The 19,238-nt window shown below is 69.4% G+C and carries 19 protein-coding genes; 11 read left to right on the top strand and 8 right to left on the bottom strand.

Translation table 11 applies throughout. The features are described from left to right. Positions 1–83: 83 nt before the first annotated feature. Complete coding sequence (locus QZH52_RS04325; protein WP_301804407.1) at positions 84–1,001, top strand: LysR family transcriptional regulator; 918 nt, start codon at positions 84–86, stop codon at positions 999–1,001. On the opposite strand, the gene QZH52_RS04320 is transcribed toward QZH52_RS04325, so the two are convergent. Further along, positions 998–1,723: a TetR/AcrR family transcriptional regulator gene (locus tag QZH52_RS04320; RefSeq protein WP_301804405.1), complete on the bottom strand. Its 726-nt coding sequence runs from the start codon at positions 1,721–1,723 to the stop codon at positions 998–1,000. The genes QZH52_RS04325 and QZH52_RS04320 overlap by 4 nt on opposite strands. A 91-nt stretch (positions 1,724–1,814) precedes the next feature. Between QZH52_RS04320 and QZH52_RS04315 the strand changes: the two genes are divergently transcribed. From QZH52_RS04315 to QZH52_RS04305, 3 genes are all read left to right on the top strand, one after another. Continuing rightward, positions 1,815–2,183 (top strand): hypothetical protein, encoded by a 369-nt coding sequence (locus tag QZH52_RS04315; protein ID WP_301804402.1) that lies wholly within the window; start codon positions 1,815–1,817, stop codon positions 2,181–2,183. A 9-nt stretch (positions 2,184–2,192) separates the two neighbouring features. Then, the gene (locus QZH52_RS04310; protein ID WP_301804400.1) at positions 2,193–2,660 is read left to right on the top strand and encodes a nuclear transport factor 2 family protein; all 468 of its coding nucleotides are present in this window, start codon (positions 2,193–2,195) and stop codon (positions 2,658–2,660) included. An 84-nt stretch (positions 2,661–2,744) separates the two neighbouring features. After that, positions 2,745–3,335, top strand: a complete 591-nt coding sequence (locus tag QZH52_RS04305) for a hypothetical protein (protein WP_301804397.1) — start codon at positions 2,745–2,747, stop codon at positions 3,333–3,335. 3 nt (positions 3,336–3,338) lie between these two features. Here QZH52_RS04305 and QZH52_RS04300 read toward each other — a convergent pair whose 3' ends face one another. Continuing rightward, positions 3,339–3,986 (bottom strand): hypothetical protein, encoded by a 648-nt coding sequence (locus QZH52_RS04300; protein ID WP_301804394.1) that lies wholly within the window; start codon positions 3,984–3,986, stop codon positions 3,339–3,341. Between the two features lie 102 nt (positions 3,987–4,088). Between QZH52_RS04300 and QZH52_RS04295 the strand changes: the two genes are divergently transcribed. The 3 genes from QZH52_RS04295 (at position 4,089) to QZH52_RS04285 (ending at position 6,369) form a co-directional block, all read left to right on the top strand. Continuing rightward, positions 4,089–5,507: an 8-oxoguanine deaminase gene (locus QZH52_RS04295; RefSeq protein ID WP_301804391.1), complete on the top strand. Its 1,419-nt coding sequence runs from the start codon at positions 4,089–4,091 to the stop codon at positions 5,505–5,507. A gap of 129 nt (positions 5,508–5,636) precedes the next feature. Further along, on the top strand, positions 5,637–5,912 hold the full coding sequence (locus QZH52_RS04290) for a hypothetical protein (protein ID WP_286521645.1): 276 nt from the start codon (positions 5,637–5,639) through the stop codon (positions 5,910–5,912). Positions 5,913–5,970: 58 nt separating this feature from the next. Next, the gene (locus QZH52_RS04285) at positions 5,971–6,369 is read left to right on the top strand and encodes a phage holin family protein (protein WP_301804385.1); all 399 of its coding nucleotides are present in this window, start codon (positions 5,971–5,973) and stop codon (positions 6,367–6,369) included. Here QZH52_RS04285 and QZH52_RS04280 read toward each other — a convergent pair. Continuing rightward, complete coding sequence (locus tag QZH52_RS04280; RefSeq protein WP_301804381.1) at positions 6,364–8,352, bottom strand: acetoacetate--CoA ligase; 1,989 nt, start codon at positions 8,350–8,352, stop codon at positions 6,364–6,366. The genes QZH52_RS04285 and QZH52_RS04280 overlap by 6 nt on opposite strands. Positions 8,353–8,506: 154 nt before the next feature. Here QZH52_RS04280 and QZH52_RS04275 point away from each other — a divergent pair, with 154 nt between their 5' ends. Further along, positions 8,507–10,129, top strand: coding sequence for a mechanosensitive ion channel family protein (locus QZH52_RS04275; RefSeq protein WP_301804378.1), 1,623 nt, complete (start codon positions 8,507–8,509; stop codon positions 10,127–10,129). A gap of 7 nt (positions 10,130–10,136) precedes the next feature. Then, complete coding sequence (locus tag QZH52_RS04270) at positions 10,137–10,952, top strand: class I SAM-dependent methyltransferase (RefSeq protein ID WP_301804375.1); 816 nt, start codon at positions 10,137–10,139, stop codon at positions 10,950–10,952. Between the two features lie 12 nt (positions 10,953–10,964). On the opposite strand, the gene QZH52_RS04265 is transcribed toward QZH52_RS04270, so the two are convergent. The 5 genes from QZH52_RS04265 to QZH52_RS04245 form a co-directional block, all read right to left on the bottom strand. Next, positions 10,965–11,402: a MaoC family dehydratase gene (locus QZH52_RS04265; RefSeq protein ID WP_301804370.1), complete on the bottom strand. Its 438-nt coding sequence runs from the start codon at positions 11,400–11,402 to the stop codon at positions 10,965–10,967. 29 nt (positions 11,403–11,431) lie between these two features. After that, the gene (gene boxA, locus QZH52_RS04260; protein WP_301804367.1) at positions 11,432–12,709 is read right to left on the bottom strand and encodes a benzoyl-CoA 2,3-epoxidase subunit BoxA; all 1,278 of its coding nucleotides are present in this window, start codon (positions 12,707–12,709) and stop codon (positions 11,432–11,434) included. A 61-nt stretch (positions 12,710–12,770) separates the two neighbouring features. Then, positions 12,771–14,198, bottom strand: a complete 1,428-nt coding sequence (gene boxB, locus QZH52_RS04255) for a benzoyl-CoA 2,3-epoxidase subunit BoxB (protein ID WP_286521627.1) — start codon at positions 14,196–14,198, stop codon at positions 12,771–12,773. A gap of 35 nt (positions 14,199–14,233) precedes the next feature. After that, a complete protein-coding gene (boxC, locus tag QZH52_RS04250; protein ID WP_301804363.1) occupies positions 14,234–15,901 on the bottom strand; it encodes a 2,3-epoxybenzoyl-CoA dihydrolase in 1,668 nt (555 codons plus the stop codon). Positions 15,902–16,117: 216 nt separating this feature from the next. Then, complete coding sequence (locus tag QZH52_RS04245; RefSeq protein WP_301804360.1) at positions 16,118–17,050, bottom strand: helix-turn-helix transcriptional regulator; 933 nt, start codon at positions 17,048–17,050, stop codon at positions 16,118–16,120. Between the two features lie 159 nt (positions 17,051–17,209). Here QZH52_RS04245 and QZH52_RS04240 point away from each other — a divergent pair, with 159 nt between their 5' ends. Together QZH52_RS04240 and QZH52_RS04235 are read left to right on the top strand one after the other, a co-directional pair. Continuing rightward, a complete protein-coding gene (locus QZH52_RS04240; RefSeq protein ID WP_301804356.1) occupies positions 17,210–17,674 on the top strand; it encodes a 4-hydroxylaminobenzoate lyase in 465 nt (154 codons plus the stop codon). Next, positions 17,671–19,224, top strand: coding sequence for a 3,4-dehydroadipyl-CoA semialdehyde dehydrogenase (locus QZH52_RS04235; RefSeq protein WP_301804354.1), 1,554 nt, complete (start codon positions 17,671–17,673; stop codon positions 19,222–19,224). The genes QZH52_RS04240 and QZH52_RS04235 overlap by 4 nt, the downstream gene beginning before the upstream one ends. The last annotated feature ends 14 nt before the right edge of the window (positions 19,225–19,238 follow it).

Genomic DNA, 19,238 nt, shown 5'->3' with positions numbered 1-19,238 from the left:
AGTTTGTCGCACTTCAAAGCACAATGTGCGACCCTGCCGCCGCTGGCGCGACCTGCCAGTCAACTATGTAGCCCCCGCATACCATGCGCCGAAAGATCCCTTCCACCCAGGCCCTCGTCTGCTTCGAGGCCGCCGCCCGCCACGAAAGCTACACGCGGGCGGCGCAGGAACTGGCGCTGACGCAGAGCGCGGTGTCGCGCCAGATCACGGCGCTGGAGGACTTCCTCGGCATGGCGCTGTTTCGCCGCACCCGCCACGGCGTGGCGCTGACCCCGGCCGGCGCCGACTATGCGCGCCAGATCGCGCGCCAGCTCGACACCATGGAGCGCGACACCCTCGACGCCATGGCCCGGCAGGGGCTGGGCGGTTCGCTGCAGCTGGCCGCGGTGCCGACCTTCGCCACCCGCTGGCTGATCCCGCGGCTGCCGGACTTCGCGGCCCGGCATCCCGACATCACGGTCCACATCGAGACCCGCACCCGGCCCTTCCTGTTCAACGAGACGCCCTTCGATGCGGCGCTCTACACCGGCACGCCGGCGCAGGCGGCCAACTGGGCCGGCACGCGCTCCACCGCGCTGCTCAGCGAAGACGTGCTGCCGGTCTGCAGCCCGGCCTTGATCGCGCCGCGCGGCCAGCTGTCGCCCGCGGCCATCGCCCGGCTGCCGCTGCTGCAGCAGAGCACCCGCCCCGACGGCTGGCGCCAGTGGTTCGATGCCCAGCAGGTCGAGGCGCCGCGGGCCCGCAGCGGCCCGCGCTACGAGCTGTTCTCAATGCTCGCCGAGGCCGCGGCGCACGGCCTCGGCGTGGCGCTGATGCCGCGCCTGCTGATCGAGGCCGAGCTCGCTCGCGGCGAGCTGGTGGTGGCCTGCGACCGGCCGCTGCGCGGCGAGCGCAGTTACTTCCTGGTGACGCCGGCGGCCCAGGACGAACGGCCGGCGCTGACGCTGTTTCGCGACTGGCTGCTCGCGCAGGCGGGCGCCGATGCCGGGCAGGCCAACTAGACGCTCGATGGCGCGCGCCGGGCGCCCCGCCCGGGCTTCGCAGCAGGATCCGGCTGCGGCCGGTGCACCGCCGCCATCGCCTCCAGCCCGGCCATCGCGTAGCGGATGAAATCATCGGCCAGTCCGCCGCTCTCCTTGGCCACCGCGGGCAGCACCCTGGCCGGCACCTCCTTCGGCGCCACCAGGATCACCAGGCAGGGGAGCAGCGCGAACATCAGGCCGCGCTGGACGGCAGGGTGTTCGGGCGGCAGGTCCAGCACCTCGCCGATCAAGCCGAGCAGCACGCGGGACTTGGGCCGGATCGCCTTGTCGATCAGCACCGAGACCGCGGCCGTCGGCGTCATGATCTCGCGCAGCACGACCCGGAAACCCCAGGGCGCGGAGCCCTGCGACGCGAAGCCGATCAGGCGGGCCAGCAGCAGGCGAAGCTTCTGCTTCGGATCGCCCGGGCCGTGGGTCAGGGCCAGCAGGTCGTCCAGCGCCATCACCTGCCGATGGGCCTCGATCAGCACCGCCTCGTACAGGGCCTCGCGGCTGCCGAAGTGATAGTTGACCGACGCCATCGGGGTGCCGGCGCGCTCGCAGATCTCCTTGCTGGTGCCGTCGGCGAAGCCGCGTTCGGCGAACACCTGGCCGGCCGTTTCGAGCAGCAGGGCGCGGGTGGCGTCGCCATCGGGGCGCGGCGTGCGCGCGGCGGATTTCTGCTTGGCGGGGGCGGACATGCGGGCCTTCAAACTTGAGTTTGAATTTAAATTCGGATTCTCGCGGCAAGTCTACTTCAGCCGCCGCCGCGCTTCGTGGATGATCTTGCGCATGACATTGGATTACCTGGATTTCGACTACAGCGAAGACACCGAAGGGGTCGGCGTGTTCGACGCCATGGCGAGCACCGGCCCGCAGCAGGTCGCTGCCGTGGAGGCCGAGGTGGTGCAGGTGCTGGACTGGGCGCACGCCGGCTTCGGCGCGCCGCGCGGGCCGGTCGGCGACGGCGGCGACTGGGACTACGACCTGCAGGGCATGCAGGAAAGCAGCCAGCCGCAGTCGATGGTGTTCGACCCGGTCGAGCGCCGACTGCGCGTGCAGCCCGGCGCGGCGGGGGTCGTGCGGCACACGGTCAGCCTGTCGATCAGCGGGACCGAGGCGTTCTGCGCCGCCTTCCGCGAAGCCTTCGAACTCGGCTAACCTTCGCCCATGACCACCCGCCCGCCGCTCCCCCCCTTCACGCGCGACAGCGCGATCCAGAAAGTCCGCCTCGCGGAGGACGGCTGGAACTCGCGCGATCCGGCACGCGTGGCTCAGGCCTACAGCGAGGACACGCGTTGGCGCAACCGGGCCGAGTTCGTGGCCGGGCGGGCCGAGGCCGAGGCCTTTCTGGCGCGCAAGTGGGCACGCGAACTCGACTACCGGCTGATCAAGGAACTCTGGGCCTTCGAGGGCGCGCGGATCGCCGTCCGTTTCGCCTACGAATGGCACGACGATTCCGGCCAGTGGTTCCGCAGCTACGGCAACGAGAACTGGGAATTCAACGACGACGGCCTGATGCGCGTGCGCCATGCCAGCATCAACGACCTGCCGATCAGGGACGACCAGCGCAAGTTCTTCTGGCCGCTGGGCCGGCGCCCGGACGACCATCCGGGACTGGGCGATCTCGGCCTCTGAGCCGGCGGCCTGACGAACGAACTGGGCCGCCAACGCCCCGTTGTTCGTCCGATTCGAACCCCATGCCCCCACCGACAATCGGGCATGAGCATCCACAGCCTGCACTTCACGGGACCGGACCTGGGGCCCTGCGTACTGGGCCAGCCCATGCTCGCGCACTACGGCGAGACCCACATCGGCACCCTGGACCCGGTGCCGGTGAGCCGGGGCGGCACCCAAATGCGCATCGAGCACTTCAAGCCCACCGACACCGAGTCCAGCCGGCACCTCCACAAGGCGAAGATCGGCCGGGTCCTCCTGCCCATGCTGGTGGCCTTCATCGCCGAGCATTTTTCGAGCATCACGCTGGTCCAGATCTCGCTGGCGCGCGACATCGAGGGCTATGGCGAAGGCTTTCGCCTGGCGGCCGAGCGCGCCGCGGTGCTGCAGGCCATGGGTGCCGGCCGCATCCTGATCACGCCCATGCCCGACACCCAGCGCATGGGCCATTTCGTGGTCGCCGGCGTCTGGGAATACAAGCAGGCCAACCTGGCCGCGCTGGCAGCGACGCTCCAGAACGAATGGGCCGCATTCGAAGAACGGCAGGCCGCCGCCGCCCGCGGACCCAGCCGCAAGCGCCGCTGGTTCTTCGCCCGCCGCCCGCTGAACGGCGGGGCCCGCTGGCCGCGGCGCTAGCCCCTAAGCGATTTCGAGTTCGCGGAAGCAGGCCAGCATCGCGGTCACGCCGGGGGCGTCAACCGGCCCCTGCCGCCAGTCGGGCGCTTCGTGGTCCATCTGGGCGCAGAGGTCGTCCCACGCCTGCGCAAGCGCCGCCCATTCGGCCACGCCGGGCTCGGCGATGCGCTGGGCCAGCAGCGGCAGCGCATGCCGCAGGGCCGGCACCTGCTCGATCAGCAGCCGGCAGCGCCGGAACGCGCCGGCGTCGCGCGGCAGCACCGGCAACCGGTGCCGATAGTGGCGGGGCCGCACGCAGGTCAGCAGCACGAACAGCGAGAGGCTGGCCGGCCCCTGCTCGCCGGCCGCCAGCCAGCGCAGCGATTGCGGATCGAGCCGCAGCGCGGCGCGGCCCAGCTGGGCCCGCATCCTTTCGATGGCGGCGGGTGTTTCGCGCAGGCGCAGCCGCGCCAGCGCCCCGGGGGTGCCGATGACGGCGGTGGCGTCCAGCATGCGCGCCATGCCGGCGTGCAGCAACTCGGTGTCGTGGGCCTGCTTCATCAGGGCCAGGAACTCGGGCAATGGCATGTGCCCATAGACCACCCGGCACCCTTCGCGCATCAGGATGCGATAGCCGGGCTCGCCGGATGGGGGAAGGCTCCGAGTGTCCACCCCAAGCTATCGGCAGCGATGGCCGGCCTGAACAGGGGTGGGGCGAAAAAAATCGCGAGCCCTGGTGCACACTGGCCGCCGGCCCCGACACGGAACCCTGCCATGAATGCCGCCGCGACGCCCCCCCGCCCCCTGATCCTCCGCCACGCCGACATGCTGGTCACCATGGATGCCGCCCGGCGCGAGATCCCCGACGGCGCGGTCGTGACCGAGGGCCCCGCGATCGCCTGGGTAGGCGCCACGGCCGAGCTGCCGCCGGTCTACGCCGAGGCCCTGGCGCGTGGCCAGGCCGAGGCGATCGACCTGCGCGGCCACGTGGTGATGCCCGGGCTGGTCAACACCCACCACCACATGTACCAGAGCCTGACCCGCGCCGTGCCCGAGGCGCAGGACGCCGAGCTGTTCGGCTGGCTCACGAACCTCTACCTGCTATGGGCCAGGCTCACGCCGGAAATGATCCGGGTCTCGACCCGGATCGCGATGGCCGAGCTGATGCTGTCGGGCTGCACCACGTCGAGCGACCATCTCTACCTGTTCCCGAACGGCGCGCGGCTCGACGACTCGATCGAGGCCGCCGACGCGATGGGCATGCGCTTCCATGCCGCCCGCGGCAGCATGAGCGTGGGCCGCAGCCTCGGCGGCCTGCCGCCCGACGAGGTGGTCGAGAGCGAGGACGCGATCCTGCGCGACAGCGAGCGGCTGATCGACCGCTGGCACGACCCCTCGCGCCACGCGATGCGCCGCATCGTGCTGGCGCCCTGCTCGCCCTTCTCGGTCTCGCGCGACCTGATGCGGCTGTCGGCCGAACTGGCGCGCGAGCGCGGCGTATCGCTCCATACCCACCTGGCCGAGAACGACAACGACATCGCCTACTCGCGCGAGAAATTCGGCATGACGCCGGCCGAGTACGCCGAGGACCTGGGCTGGGTCGGACGCGACGTCTGGCATGCCCACTGCGTCAAGCTCGACGCGGCCGGCATCGCGCTGTTCGGGCGCACGGGCACCGGCGTCGCGCACTGCCCGTGCTCGAACATGCGGCTGGCCTCGGGCATCGCGCCGATCGGCGCCATGCGGCGCGCCGGCGTGCCGGTCGGGCTGGGCGTCGACGGCAGCGCCTCGAACGACGGTGCCCACCTGCTCGGCGAAGCGCGCCAGGCCATGCTGCTGCAGCGCGTGGGCTTCGGCCCGGCCGCGATGACCGCCCGCGAGGCGCTCGAGATCGCCACCCTGGGCGGCGCCCGCGTGCTCGGCCGCGACGACATCGGCGCGCTGGCGCCGGGCATGTCGGCCGACATCGTGGCCTTCGACCTGCGCGGGGTCGGCCATGCGGGCGCCGGCCACGACCCGGTGGCGGCGCTGGTGTTCTGCCAGCCGGGCGTCGCCGCGCTGAGCGTGATCGATGGCCGGGTGCGGATCCGGGACGGCCGCTTCGCCGACCTCGACCTCGCGCCGCTGCTGGCGCGGCACCGCGAACTGGCCCGCACCCTCTACGAACAGGCGCGCCATCCGCACCTGAGTTGACATAGCGGCCGACAGCCCGCTCACCGTTTTCCGTGATGGCGCGATCGCCGATCTCTTTGTACTCTCGAGGGTTCCGCCCGGGGCGGAGCCCACATCAACGAAGTCAATCGGAATCTGGAAGAGCGAGCCATGCAGCCTGAGGTCGAGATCACGAAACGCGCGGACGGCAACTTCAAGGCGACCGTCGGGACCGGCGACGGCACCCATCACTACGCGCGCGAAGGCCTGGTCTCGCTCGCCGAGTGCCTGCAGGACGCGGCCTCGGTGCTCGGCGACGAATTCAGCTACGCGACTGTCATCTACGACCGCCTGCGCATCGGCAGCTATCCGGTGGCCGTGATGGAGCACCGTGCCTTCGAACTGGCGGACGAGCTGATGGTGAAGCTGTCGAACCGGCGGGTTTAAGACAGACCGGCGCCGATATGATGGCCGGGTCAACTTCGAACGAACCGCGAGCCCCGTCATGCTGAATTCCCTGGCGCCCTTTCTCCTGCACTGGGCCATCACGGCCCTCTCGCTCTGGGTCGCCAGCTACATCTTTCGCGGACTCCAGTTCGAGAGCACCGGCTCGCTGGTGATCTCGGCGCTGCTGCTCGGCTTCGCCAACGCGGTGGTCAAGCCGCTGCTGATCATCCTGACCCTGCCGCTGACCTTCCTGACCTTCGGCCTGTTCCTGCTGGTGATCAACGCGCTGATGATCCTGCTGGTGTCGGCGCTGGTGCGCGGCTTCAAGGTGTCGGGCTTCTGGACCGCGCTGTTCGCGAGCATCTTCATCTCGCTGCTGAGCGTGTTCCTGGGTGCGCTGGTGGACACCAGCGGTCCCGATGCGATCCAGATGCCTTCGAGCGGCAACTGGCTATAGCCGGCGTTCGGCGAAAGCCACGTACCAGTCGAGGCTGGCCGGGTTGGCCATCGCTTCGCGGTTCACGACCTTGTCGAGCGGCTGCCCGAGCAGCAGCTTCTTGATCGGCAGCTCCTGCTTCTTGCCCGACAGCGTGCGCGGGATCTCCGCCACCTGGAAGATGTCGTCGGGAACGAAACGCGGCGACAGCGAGCTGCGGATCGCCTGGTTGAGCCGGCCGCGCAGCGCGTCGTCGAGCGCGACGCCCGGACGCAGCACGACGAACAAGGGCATGTAGCTCTGGCGGCCCAGGTATTCGAGGTCGACCACCATGGAGTCGAGCACCTCGGGCAGGGATTCGACCGCGTTGTAGATCTCGCTGGTGCCCATGCGCAGGCCCTGGCGGTTGATGGTCGCGTCGCTGCGGCCGTAGATGATGCAGCCGCCGTCGGCGCCGATCCTGATCCAGTCGCCGTGACGCCAGACCCCGGGGTAGGTGTCGAAGTAGCTCGACAGGTAGCGCGCGTTGCCTTGGTCGCCCCAGAAATAGAGCGGCATCGACGGGATCGGCCGGGTGCAGACCAGTTCGCCGACCTCGCCGATGACCGGCCGGCCCCGGTCGTTCCAGGCCTCGACCGCATGGCCGAGTTCGCGGCACTGCATCTGGCCGGGCACCTCGGGCAACTCGCGGTTGCCGCCGACGAAGGCGCCGCAGAAGTCGGTGCCGCCGGAAATATTGCACCACCACACCGCCTCCGAGCCGGCATCGAGCACCTGCTGCGAGCCCCAGCGCTGCACCTCTTCCGGCAGCGGCGAGCCGGTGCTGCCGAGCGCGCGCACGCGCGACAGGTCGCCGCAATCCCGGGCGACCAGGCCGGCCTTCATGCAGTGCGTGAAATAGGCCGCGCCGGCGCCGAAGAAGCTGACCTTGTGCCGCGCGACGAAGCGCCACAGCACGCTCCAGTCGGGCTTCTCCTTGCTGCCCGCCGGGTTGCCGTCGTAGATGCAGATGGTGGCGCCGAAGGCCAGGCCCGAGAGCTGCGAGTTCCACATCACCCAGCCGGTGGAGCTGTACCAGTGGTAGCGCTCGCCGAAGTTGTTGGCGCCGTAGCTGGCGCCGACGTCGTTGTGCAGGCCGCAGGCATGCATCGTGAGGATGATGCCGCCCTGGCCGTGCACGATGGGCTTGGGCAGCCCGGTGGTGCCGCTCGAATAGACGATCCAGATCGGGTGGTCGAAGGGCAGCCACTCGGGTTCGAACGCTGCCACCTGGGCGGCGTCGCACCCGGCGGCCTGCTGCCATTCGACATCGTGCGCCACCTCGCCGGCGGCGAACGGGGTCTTCACCAGCAACAGCTTCTGCACGCTCGGCAGCTGGCCGCGCAGCGCCTGCAGCACCGCGCTGCGGTCGAGCGGCTTGCCGCCGTAGTGCACGCCGTCGACCGCGATCAGCAGCTTGGGCTCGATCTGGCCGAAGCGGTCTGCCACGGCCGGCGTGCCCATGTCGGGCGCGCACACGCTCCAGATCGCGCCGATGCTGGAGCAGGCCAGGAACGCGACCATGGTCTCGGGAACGTTGGGCATGTAGGCCGCGACGCGATCGCCGCGGCCCACGCCGAGCGACCGCAGTGTGAGCGCCACCGACGCGACTTGGCGCCGCAGCTCGGGCCACGACATCTCGCGCACCTCGCCGAGCTCGTTGTCGCTCACGATGGCCGGCATGCCCGCGGCATGGGCGGCGTCGACGTGGCGCAGCACCTCGCGCGCGTAGTTGACCTGGGCTCCGGGAAACCAGCGCGCGCCGGGCATGCGGGCGTCGGCAAGCACCGCCGTGTGCGGCGTCGGCGAGCGCAGCCCGGCGTAGTCCCAGATGCTCTGCCAGAAGGCATCGAGATCGGTGACGGACCAGCGCCAGAGCGCGTCGTAGCTGTCGAATCGAAGGCCGCGAGTCTGGTTCAGCCAGTTTTGATAGAGGCGGAGCTGGGGAATGTTGGGAGCGCGCATGCACCAAGCCTAGCGCCGCGGCCGACCGCGCTCAATCGGGGTTGACTCCCGGCTTCTCCACGCCATCTGCGCGCACTCGGGCCGCTCGCCTTGCCCGGGCCGGCCGATCGTGGTGTACTTTCCGCCAGCCCCAGCGCAAAGGACCGACTCCGGGATGGCCATTCCACTCGCCCGCTTCTTCTTGCTTGCCGTGACTCACCTGCGCCGGTGCGCCTGGCTGCTGGCCTTGGCGATGGTTGCGGCGGCGGCTGCCGCGTCCGCCCAGGAAGCCCCACCCACCGGCGCCACGCTGAAGGTCTGGAACCGCACGGTCTTCGTCTTCCGGGTGCCGATGTTCGGCCTGTCGCCGCAGCAGCGCGCCGACCGTGCCGCCGAGCGCATCCGGGACCTGCCGCTGACCGGCCTCGCTGCGCCGGTCGAAGTCGCGAGCTTCAGCCATGAAGGCGTGCCCGGCTACGCGGTGATGCTCGACGGCGGCACCCTGTTCGCGGTGTTCGCCAACGACCTGGAGCCCGGCGACCCGGCGCTGGCGCAGGTGGCCGCGCAGGCGGCCTCGCGGCTGCACGAGGCGCTGCTGGCACGCCAGGCGCAGGCCAGCACGCGCCAGTTCTCGATCGCGATCGGGTGGTCCGTGCTCGCGACGCTGGCGCTCGTGGCGGCGGTCCTGGCGCTGCAGTTCATGGCCGGGCGCATCGAGGCGCGGATGCAGGGCCTGCGCGAGCGGACGTCTGCAAGGCCCTTGTTCCATGCCCGCCGGATCGCCGTGTCCTTGCTGGGCTATGCCGTCCAGTGGCTGAAGGTCGGCCTGGTCCTGATGGCCGCCTATGTCTGGCTGGCGTACGTGCTGACCCGCTTCCCCTACACCCGCCCCTGGGGCGACACGCTCGACGCCTCGCTGGTCGGGGTCGCCTCCCGCGTCGCGGTCGCGGTACTGCACGCGATGCCCGACCTCGCGATGGTGGCCGTGATCTTTGTCCTCGCGCACCTGGCGGTGCGCGGCCTGCATACGCTTTTCAACGCCGCGCATGCGAGCGGCGTGAAGGTCGCCGCGCTGCAGAGCGACACCATTGGCGCCACCCGGCGGCTGACGGTGGTGCTGGTCTGGCTGTTCGCGGCGGTGGTCGCCTACCCGTTCATCCCGGGCTCGGATTCCAACGCGTTCAAGGGGCTCAGCGTCTTCTTCGGGGTGCTGGTCACGCTCGGGTCGTCCGGCGTGGTGTCGCAGATCATGTCGGGCTTCGTGCTGATCTACTCGCGTGCGCTGCGACCCGGCGACTACGTGCAGATCGGCGAATCCGAAGGCTACGTGGTCGAGCTCGGAACACTCTCGACCAAGCTGCGCAACCGGCTCGACCAAGAAGTCACGCTGCCCAACTCGGTGGTGGTCGCCACCCGGATCCTGAACTCGAGCGACACCACCAAGGCCGGCGATGGCGGCATCGCGCTGGCGACCTCGGTCACGATCGGCTACGACAGCCCCTGGCGCCAGGTGCAGGCGATGCTCGTGATGGCCGCCGGGCGCACGCCCGATCTGCTGGCCGCGCCGGCGCCGACGGTGCGGCAGGTGGGGCTGCAGGACTTCTACATCGCCTACGAACTGAATGTCTTCATGCGGGTGGGCGCGCCCAAGTACGACGTGCTGGATGCGCTGCATGGCCACATCCAGGACGTTTTCAACGAGTACGGCGTGCAGATCATGTCGCCGCACTTCGTGTTCCAGCCGTCGGACCCGGTGCTGGTGCCCAGGGAAGGCTGGCGGCCGGCGCCAGCGGAGTGAGGGGCCCATGACCGCCTCGTTCCGTGATTTCGAGCATGAGGGCTGGACCGACCCCGCGGTGTGCGCCAGCTACGACGACCTCATGGCGGGCGTGACGGCCCAATCGATCGAGCCGTTGCTCGACGGCGCCGGCGTGGCCCCCGGACAGTCGGTCCTCGACGTGGCGACCGGCGCCGGGCATGCGGCCGCCGCGGCACAGGCGCGCGGCGCCGAAGTCACGGGGGTCGACTTCTCGCCCGAACAGGTCCGGCTCGCCAGGCTCCGCTATCCGGCGCTGCGCTTCGAGGAAGGCGATGCCGGCCGGCTGCCGTTCGAGGATCAGCGCTTCGACGCTGTCGTGGCCAACTACGGCGTGCTGCATTTCCCCGAGCCCGAGCGCTTTTTCGGCGAGGCCTTCCGGGTGCTGAAACCGGGCGGCCGGCTGGCCTTCACGGTCTGGGACCTGCCGCAGAAGACCCGGCTGTTCGGCGCCGTGCTCGACGCCATCCGCATCCACGGCGCGCTCGATGTCGGGCTGCCGGCGGGGCCCGGCATGTTCATGTTCGCGGACCCGTCGGTCAGCCGCCCCGTGCTGGCCGCGGCCGGCTTCGTGGCGTGCTTCGTGACGCCGGTGCCGCAGACCTTCCGGGCCGCCTCCGGCGAAATGATCCTGCGCACCCTGAAGACAGCCACGGTGCGCATGCGCGGCACGCTGCAGCGCCAGCAGGACGGCAGTGCGGAAGCGATCGACGCCGCGATCCTGAGGGCGCTCGAGCCCTACCGCAACGCCGAGGGCTACACAGTGCCGATGCCCGCGATCCTCACGGTGGCGACGCGGCCCTGAGCGTGGAAACCCTCAGGCCGGCAGCCGGAACAGGCTGGTCGCCTCGAGGTCGAGCACCGGCAGTTCGCGCTGGTTGAAGAGCCGCCAGCGCCAGCGCAGGATGCCCAGGTGCGGCCGCTTCTCGGAGCGCCGCACCTCGATCACGTCCGCCACCAGCCGCAGGCTGTCGCCCGGGCGCACCGGGTTCGGCCACTTGAGAAAGGCCAGCCCCGGCGAGGCGAAGGACTCGGAACCCGCCAGGGCAGCGTCGGTGACCAGCCGCATCGCGATCGCGCTGGTGTGCCAGCCGCTCGCGATCAGGCCGCCGAACGGACCCTCGGCGGCGGCCTCGGCATCGGTGTGGAACCACTGCGGGTCGTAGGCCCGGGCGAACTGCAGGACTTCCGCTTCCGTCACCAGGTAGGGGCCGGCCTGGATGGTTTGGCCCTCGTGGAAGTCCGCGAATTTCATGGGTGCGGGTACATCGGTCCAGCGATGTCTCAGTAAGTCTCCAGGTGCAGCCGGCCTTCGCGCTTCAGCCCCATGCCGACCTGATCCCAATCGAGCCCGGCCTCGGTCGCAACATCGCGCAGCGCCAGCACCACGCCCTCCTCCATGCTCTTCAGGCCGCAGACGTAGAAGTGCGTCTGCCCATCCTTCAGCAGCTCGGCCAGGTCGGCAGCGCGTTCGCGCATCAGGTCTTGCACATAGCGCTTGGGTTGGCCCTGCGTGCGCGAGAAGGCGAAGTTGATGTCGATGAAGTCCTTCGGCAAGGTCTGCAGCGGGCCGAAGTACGGCAGCTCCTGCTGGGTGCGGGCGCCGAAGAACAGCATCAGCTTGCCTCCCTCGAACTTGCCGCTCTTGCGAAGGCGCCGCCGCCATTCGGTCATCGCGCGCATCGGCGCGCTGCCGGTGCCGGTGCAGATCATCACGATGTGCGACTTCGGGTGGTTCGGCATCAGGAACGACGATCCGAAGGGCCCGATCACCTGCACCTTGTCGCCGACCTTGAGGTCGCACACGTAGTTGCTGGCGACGCCGCGCACCGGCTTGCCTTGATGGTCTTCCAGCACGCGCTTGACGGTCAGCGAGATGTTGTTGTAGCCGGGCCGCTCGCCGTTGCGCGGGCTGGCGATCGAGTACTGGCGCGCGAAGTGCGCCTTGCCGTTGGCATCGGTGCCGGGCGGGATGATGCCGATCGACTGGCCTTCGAGCACCGGGAAGGGCATGGCGCCGAAGTCCAGCACGATGTGGTGGGTCTGGTTTTCGTAGCCGGCCTCGGTGCAGTTGAAGTTGCCGACCACGGTGGCGGTCGTCGGGTTCTTCGGCGGATGCAGGTTGGTGTAGGCGTGGGCCGCCGACCAGGGCGGCACGGTGGCGCCGTACTGGGCCGAATTGAAGGCCGTTTCGCCGGGCGCTGTCGCGGGTTGGGGCGGCGCGGCCGGCACTTGCAGCAGCGCCTCCTGCGGCGCGCCGACGCCTTCGGCCTCCAATTGCTCGGGCGTGAGCTCGGCCGGCAACTCATCCCAGGTCAGTTGCTCCTCAATCGAATAGGCGCGCGCCATGGGCATGGTGCGCCAGTTGTCGATCGAGCCGGTCGGGCACGGCGAGATGCAGGCCATGCAGCCGTTGCAGACATCGGCGCGAACGACGTAGTTGCGGTCGTCATGCGTGATCGCATTGACCGGGCAGGTGGCTTCGCAGGTGTTGCAGCGAATGCAGATCTCGGGGTCGATCAGGTGCTGCCTGATGACCGAAACGTCGACTGCCATGTCCATCGTGTATCTCCTTTATGTCGCCGCGGGCCGGCCCTTGCCGGTGCCGCGGCGCTCTCCTGGCTCAGCCGAAGCGGACGTATTCGAAGTCCACGGGCTGGCGGTTGATGCCCATCACCGGCGGCGCGATCCAGCCGGCGAACTTGCCCGGGTCGACCACGCGGCCCATCAACGATGCCACGAAAGCGAAGTCGTCGGGGGTCGGCAGCCATTCGTTCTTCTTGGCGGCCCATTCCTGCTCGTTCACCACCCGGCCGTCGGGCGACATCTTGATGCCGGCCAGGGCGCCGATCTGGCGGTTGAAGGCCTTGTGCGGCACGGTCAGGCGGGTCGGGATGCCGGCCTTCTCGAGCACCTTGTTCCAGCGCTGCACGCCGGCCACCGAGTCCTTGATGAAGTCGTCGCGCAGCACTTCGTTGAGCGCGTTGAGCATCGGCACATCCTTCTCGACCAACTGGCCGTTGACCACTTCGAGCACCTTGTAGGTCTGGCCCTTGAGCACGTGGTCGTCGGTGCGCTTGCCCTCTTCGTAGCGGCCCTTGAGGCCCGAGCTGTAGAAGATGGCGGCGTTGCTCGACTGGTCGGCGCCGAACAGGTCGATGGTCACGCTGTAGTGGAAGTTCAGGTAGCGCTGGATGGTGCCGAGGTCGATGGCGCCGGCCGCGCGCACCTTCTGCGGGTCGTCGGTCTTGAGCTCGTTCATGACCTGTGCGGTGCGCTGGAGCACGCGCGACACGCCGCTTTCGCCCACGAACATGTGGTGCGCTTCCTCGGTCAGCATGAACTTGGTGGTGCGCGCCAGCGGATCGAAGGCGCTCTCGGCCAGCGCCGACAGCTGGAACTTGCCGTCGCGGTCGGTGAAGTAGGTGAACATGAAGAAGGCCAGCCAGTCGGGCGTCTTCTCGTTGAAGGCGCCCAGGATGCGCGGGTTGTTGGCATCGCCCGACTGGCGCTGCAGCAGCGCCTCGGCTTCTTCGCGGCCGTCGCGGCCGAAGTGCTTGTGCAGCAGGTAAACCATCGCCCACAGGTGGCGGCCCTCTTCCACGTTGATCTGGTAGAGGTTGCGCAGGTCGTACATGCTGGGCGCGGTCAGGCCCAGGTGGCGCTGCTGCTCGACCGAGGCCGGCTCGGTGTCGCCCTGCGTCACGATGATGCGGCGCAGGTTGGCACGGTGCTCGCCGGGCACGTCCTGCCAGGCCTTCTCGCCCTTGTGGTCGCCGAAGTGGATCTCGCGGTTGGCGTCGCCCGGGTTCAGGAAGATGCCCCAGCGGTAGTCGCGCATCTTGACGTGGCCGAACTGGGCCCAGCCCTGCGGGTCGACGCTGACCGCGGTGCGCAGGTAGACCTCGTAGGCGGTCGAGCCGTCCGGGCCGACATCGTCCCACCAGTTGACGAAGTTCGGCTGCCAGCCTTCGAGCGCGCGCTGCAAGGTGCGGTCTTCGCCGAGGTTGACGTTGTTGGGGATCTTTTCGCTGTAGTTGACCGTGCTCATTTCGATATCCTTGGTTCGTTGCGAAGCGGGTGGGATCAGACGCGGTTGAGGTCGAAGCCGGCCTTCTCGCCGGTGCCGTAGACCTTCAGCGCGCCCTTGGCGCCGACCGCGTTCGGACGGTTGAAGATCCAGTTCTGCCAGGCGGTGAGCCGGCCGAAGATGCGGGTGTTCATGTTCTCCTTGCTGGCGAAGCGCAGGTTGGCCTCCAGGCCAGTGAGCGCGTCAGGCGACATCGCGGCGCGCTCCTCGATCGCCATGCGGATCTCGTCGTCCCAGTCGATGTCGTCGGGCGCCATCGTGACCAGGCCGAGCTGGAGCGCTTCGTCGGCGTCCAGGGCCTTGCCGGCGGCGCCGCGGGCGGCTTCCAGCGGCGCGGTCTCTTCGTAGAAGCGGCGCTGCAGACGGCTCTGGTCGTTGACCATCGGGAAGAAGCCGAAGTTGAGCGCGTCCAGCGTCAGCTTGGGCGCCTTGTCGGCATCGTCGGGCAGGGCCAGCATGTAGGCGCGGTCGGCGGCAAAAGCCAGTTCCGCCAGCAGGCCGGCGAAGCACGAGCCCGATTCGATCAGCGCGAACAGGCTGCGCGACGAGACGTCGAGACGCGCCAGCGTGCGGCGCAGCGCGCCCAGCGTTTCGCGCACCAGCCAGTGGTCCTTGTTGGCCAGCATCGTGGCGTCGCTGGCCAGCACGGCCTGGGCATCGCCCTCGGTCTTGAGCAGCCAAGTGCCGATGTCGAGTTCGTTGGTGCGCAGGTTCAGGATCGCGTCGTCGAGCTGGCGCGCCATCGCGAGCGGCCACCAGGCGGCGCCAGCGGCTTCGATCGCGGCGATGTCGGTGGGCTGCGTGCCGGTGGGCGCCTTCACGGTCAGGGTCGCGGTGCGGCGGGTGCGGTCGATCTCGACCGAGACATGCTCGTAGCGCAGGCTGTCGGCGCCGTCCTGGCGCTCCAGGCGAGTCAGGCTCACGCCCTTGCCGTTGGCCGGGCGGTCGCTGGCCTCGGCCAGCTTGGCGGCGCGCTCCTGGACCGCGGCGCCGAACTGGGCCGGCTTGGCGATCGCGTCGACCAGGCGCCAGTCGACCGCGCGCTGGCCGCGCACGCCCTCGACGCTGGTGCAGAAGATGTCGGCCAGGTCATGGCGCACGCGGCGCTTGTCGGTGACGCGGGTCAGGCCGCCGGTGCCGGGCAGCACGCCGAGCAGCGGCACTTCGGGCAGCGAGACGGAAGACGAGCGGTCGTCGACCAGGATGATTTCGTCGCAGGCCAGCGCCAGCTCGTAGCCGCCGCCCGCGCAGGCGCCGTTGACCGCGGCGATGAACTTCAGGCCGGAATGCTTCGAGGTGTCCTCGATGCCGTTGCGGGTCTCGTTGGTGAACTTGCAGAAGTTCACTTTCCAGGCGTGGCTGGAGACGCCGAGCATGAAGATGTTGGCGCCCGAGCAGAAGATCCGGTCCTTGCCGCTGGTGACGATCACCGAGCGGACTTCGGGGTGCTCGAAGCGCACGCGGTTGAGCGCATCGTTGAGTTCGATGTCGACGCCCAGGTCGTAACTGTTGAGCTTGAGCTTGTAGCCGGGGCGGATGCCGCCGTCTTCCGCGATGTCGAGCGACAGCCGGGCCACCGGGCCCTCGACGCTGAGTTTCCAGTGGCGGTATTGAGTGGGGTCGGTGCGGTAGTCCACGCGAAGGGCTTGGGTGCTGTCGGTCATGCAGGTCTCCTGGGGTGTCGGGGGGCTGGCTAGGAACAATAGTGCATTTGTCGATCGCCAGAACATGCATCATGCTGCATGTTCTGGCGCGCGTCAACCCTTCGATGACTTTTTTACTTCCGCGCCGAGCGCAGCGCCGGGCCGCCCCAAGCAAGCTCGCGCCCCCATGGGGGGCAGCGAGGACACGCAGTGCCGAGCGTGGGGGCAGACATGACTTCAGTCGGCCTGCGCCATCGCCTCGCGCACCGCGGTTCGCAAACGCGCGAAGCTCTGCGCCAGGTCCTGCCCACCGGTGTCGACGTTGAGGTCGGCCTTCGAATAGAACGCGGCCCGCCCGCTGAGGATGCGCCGCAGGTCGTCCATGGCTTCCTTGCTGGCCGCCATGGGCCGGGTGTCGCCCTGGGCCGCCACGCGGCCCATGTGCTCCTCGGGCGCGGCCTGCAGCCAGACCGTGGTGCAGTGCGCCAGCAGCTGGTTGAAGGTGGCCGGGTCGGAGACGATCCCGCCCGGCGTGGCGATCACCACCTCGCTGTAGATCTGCACGGTTTCTTCGAGTGCGCGGCGCTCGTAGCGGCGGTAGGCGTTGGTGCCGTAGAGGTCGTGGATCTCGCGCACGCTGCAGCCGGCGATCTTTTCGATCTCGCGGCTCAGTTCGATGAAGGGCACGTCGAGGTCGTCGGCCAGCATCTGGCCCAGGGTGGACTTGCCGGCGCCGCGCAGTCCGATCAGAGCGATCCGCCGGTGCCGCGCCGGGTCACCGGCCGCGGTGCCGAGCAGTTCGCCGAGCGCGACGCGGGCCCGGCGGAGGTCGGCCTCGCTGCGGTTCTCGAGCAGTTCGCGGATCAACAGCCACTCGGGCGAAATGGTCGTGACGTCGCCAACCAGTTCGGCCAGCGTGCACTGGAGCGCGGTCGCGACCTGCTGCAGCACCAGGATCGAGGCGTTGCCGATCCCGTATTCGAGATTGGCGAGGTGCCGCTCGGACACGTCGGCCGCCAGCGCCACCGCCTTGCGGGTCAGGCCGCGGCGCGCGCGCAGATTGCGCACGCGCTCGCCGAGCGCCGCCAGCAAGGGATTCTTGGCCTCCTCGGCTGGCGCCGGGACTTCGGGAGAGACGGACAGCACCGCCTCCTCAGCTCGCTGATTCATGACTCGCTTTCGCTCGGCCGGCGGTTCGGCTCAGGGTTAACACCAGTACATGCATTATATTGCTTGACACCTCAGTGCTCGGTGCTTATGGTTCGCTCACAGGCAAGATACTGCACACAGCCGATTGCCGCAAGTTCAACTCCACGCATGAACACGCCCATGTCCAAAGACAGCTTCCACCAACTCGTTGCGGACCTCACCGGCCAGATCGCCGGCCGTCCGCTCGATCAGGACCTCGACCAATGGCTCAACAGCCAGCACGGCGCCGGCAGCCCGAGCTTCGAAAAGCTCCGGCAGGCCTGCATCGACGGCGTCGCCGAAGGCTGGCTGTGCGACCGCGAAGGCGGCGGCATCCGCTACGGCAGGGTGTTCAAGGCCGAGGACGCATTGAGCCGATTCTCGGTCGACGTGGTCGACATGCGCGATCTTGCCGGGCCGCACCACACCCATCCCAACGGCGAGATCGATTTGATCATGCCGATCGAGGGCGACGCGACCTTCGACGGCCGGCCGGCCGGCTGGTGCGTCTACCCGCCCGGCAGCGCCCACCGCCCCACCGTCGCCCAAGGCCGCGCGCTGGTCCTCTATCTACTGCCCGAAGGGCAAATCAAATTTACCCAATGACCGAACTTATTCCCAACCACGTCGGCGGCCGCTGGCAGGCCGGCAGCGGCGCCGGCACGGCGCTGGTCGATCCGGTGCTCGGCACCGAACTGGCACGGGTCGACGCCACCGGGCTCGACCTGCCCGCGGCTTTCCGCTTTGCACGCGACACCGGCGGTGCGGCGCTGCGCGCCCTGACCTACCGCCAGCGTGCGGGGCTGCTGGCCGCAATCGTCAAGGTGCTGCAGGCGAATCGCGACGCGTACTACGAGATCGCGACGGCCAATTCGGGCACTGTCAAGAACGACTCGGCGGTCGACATCGACGGCGCGATCTTCACGCTCGGCCAGTACGCCAAATGGGGCGACGCGCTCGGTGACGTGCGCGCGCTGCGCGACGGCGACGCGGTGAAGCTCGGCAAGGAACCGGTCTTCCTGTCGCAGCACCTGCAGGTGCCGATGCGCGGCGTGGCGCTGTTCATCAACGCCTTCAACTTCCCGTCCTGGGGCCTCTGGGAAAAGGCCGCCCCGGCGCTGCTTTCGGGCGTGCCGGTGATCGTCAAGCCCGCCACCTCGACCGCCTGGCTCACGCAGCGCATGGTGCGCGACGTGGTCGAGGCCGGCGTGCTGCCGGCCGGCGCCCTGTCGGTGATCTGCGGCAGCTCGGCCGGCCTGATGGACCAGCTCCAACCCTTCGACGTAGTCTCGTTCACCGGCTCGGCTGAAACCGGCGCCGTGATCCGCTCGCACCCGGCCGTGGCCCAGCGCTCGGCCCGCGTGAACATCGAGGCCGACAGTCTCAACTCGGCCCTGCTGCTGCCCGACGCGGGCCCCGGCAGCGAGGCTTTCAACCTGCTGGTACGCGAAGTGGTGCGCGAGATGACCGTGAAGTCGGGCCAGAAGTGCACCGCGATCCGCCGCATTCTCGTGCCCACCGCGGTCTACGACGCTGCCGCCGAAGCCATCGGCGCCAAACTGGCCGGGGTCACGGTCGGCAATCCGCGCAACGACAGCGTGCGGATGGGCTCGCTGGTGAGCCGTGCCCAGCTGGTCGCGGTGCGCGAGGGGCTGGCTGCGCTCCAGGCCCAGGCCGAGGTGCTGCACGACGGCAGTGCCAAGGCCCTGGTCGACGCCGACCCGGCCATCGCGGCCTGCATCGGCCCAGTGCTGCTGGGCGCGCGAGACGCCGATGCGGCCGACCGCGTGCACGACATCGAGGTCTTCGGTCCGGTGGCGACGCTGCTGCCCTACCGCGACCTGGCGCATGCGGTGGCCCTTGCCCATCGCGGCCAGGGATCGCTCGTGACCTCGCTCTACGGCGCCGACGATGCGGCGCTCGGCCAGGCGGCGGTGCAGCTCGCCGCCAGCCATGGCCGCGTGCACGTGATCTCGCCCGAGGTCGCGCAGGCCCAGACCGGCCACGGCAACGTGATGCCGATGTCGATGCACGGCGGCCCCGGCCGGGCAGGCGGCGGCGCCGAACTCGGCGGCCTGCGGGCGCTGGACTTCTATCACCGCAAGAGCGCGGTGCAGGCCAGCCCCGCGGTGCTGGCGCAGCTCGGCATTCAGTAGGCCGAAGCAACACG

Source organism: Variovorax ginsengisoli (assembly GCF_030486595.1).
GTDB classification, from domain to species: Bacteria; Pseudomonadota; Gammaproteobacteria; order Burkholderiales; family Burkholderiaceae_C; genus Variovorax; species Variovorax ginsengisoli_B.
Note: the sequence above shows the minus strand (reverse complement) of the source record. Positions and strands in the feature narration are given on the sequence as shown.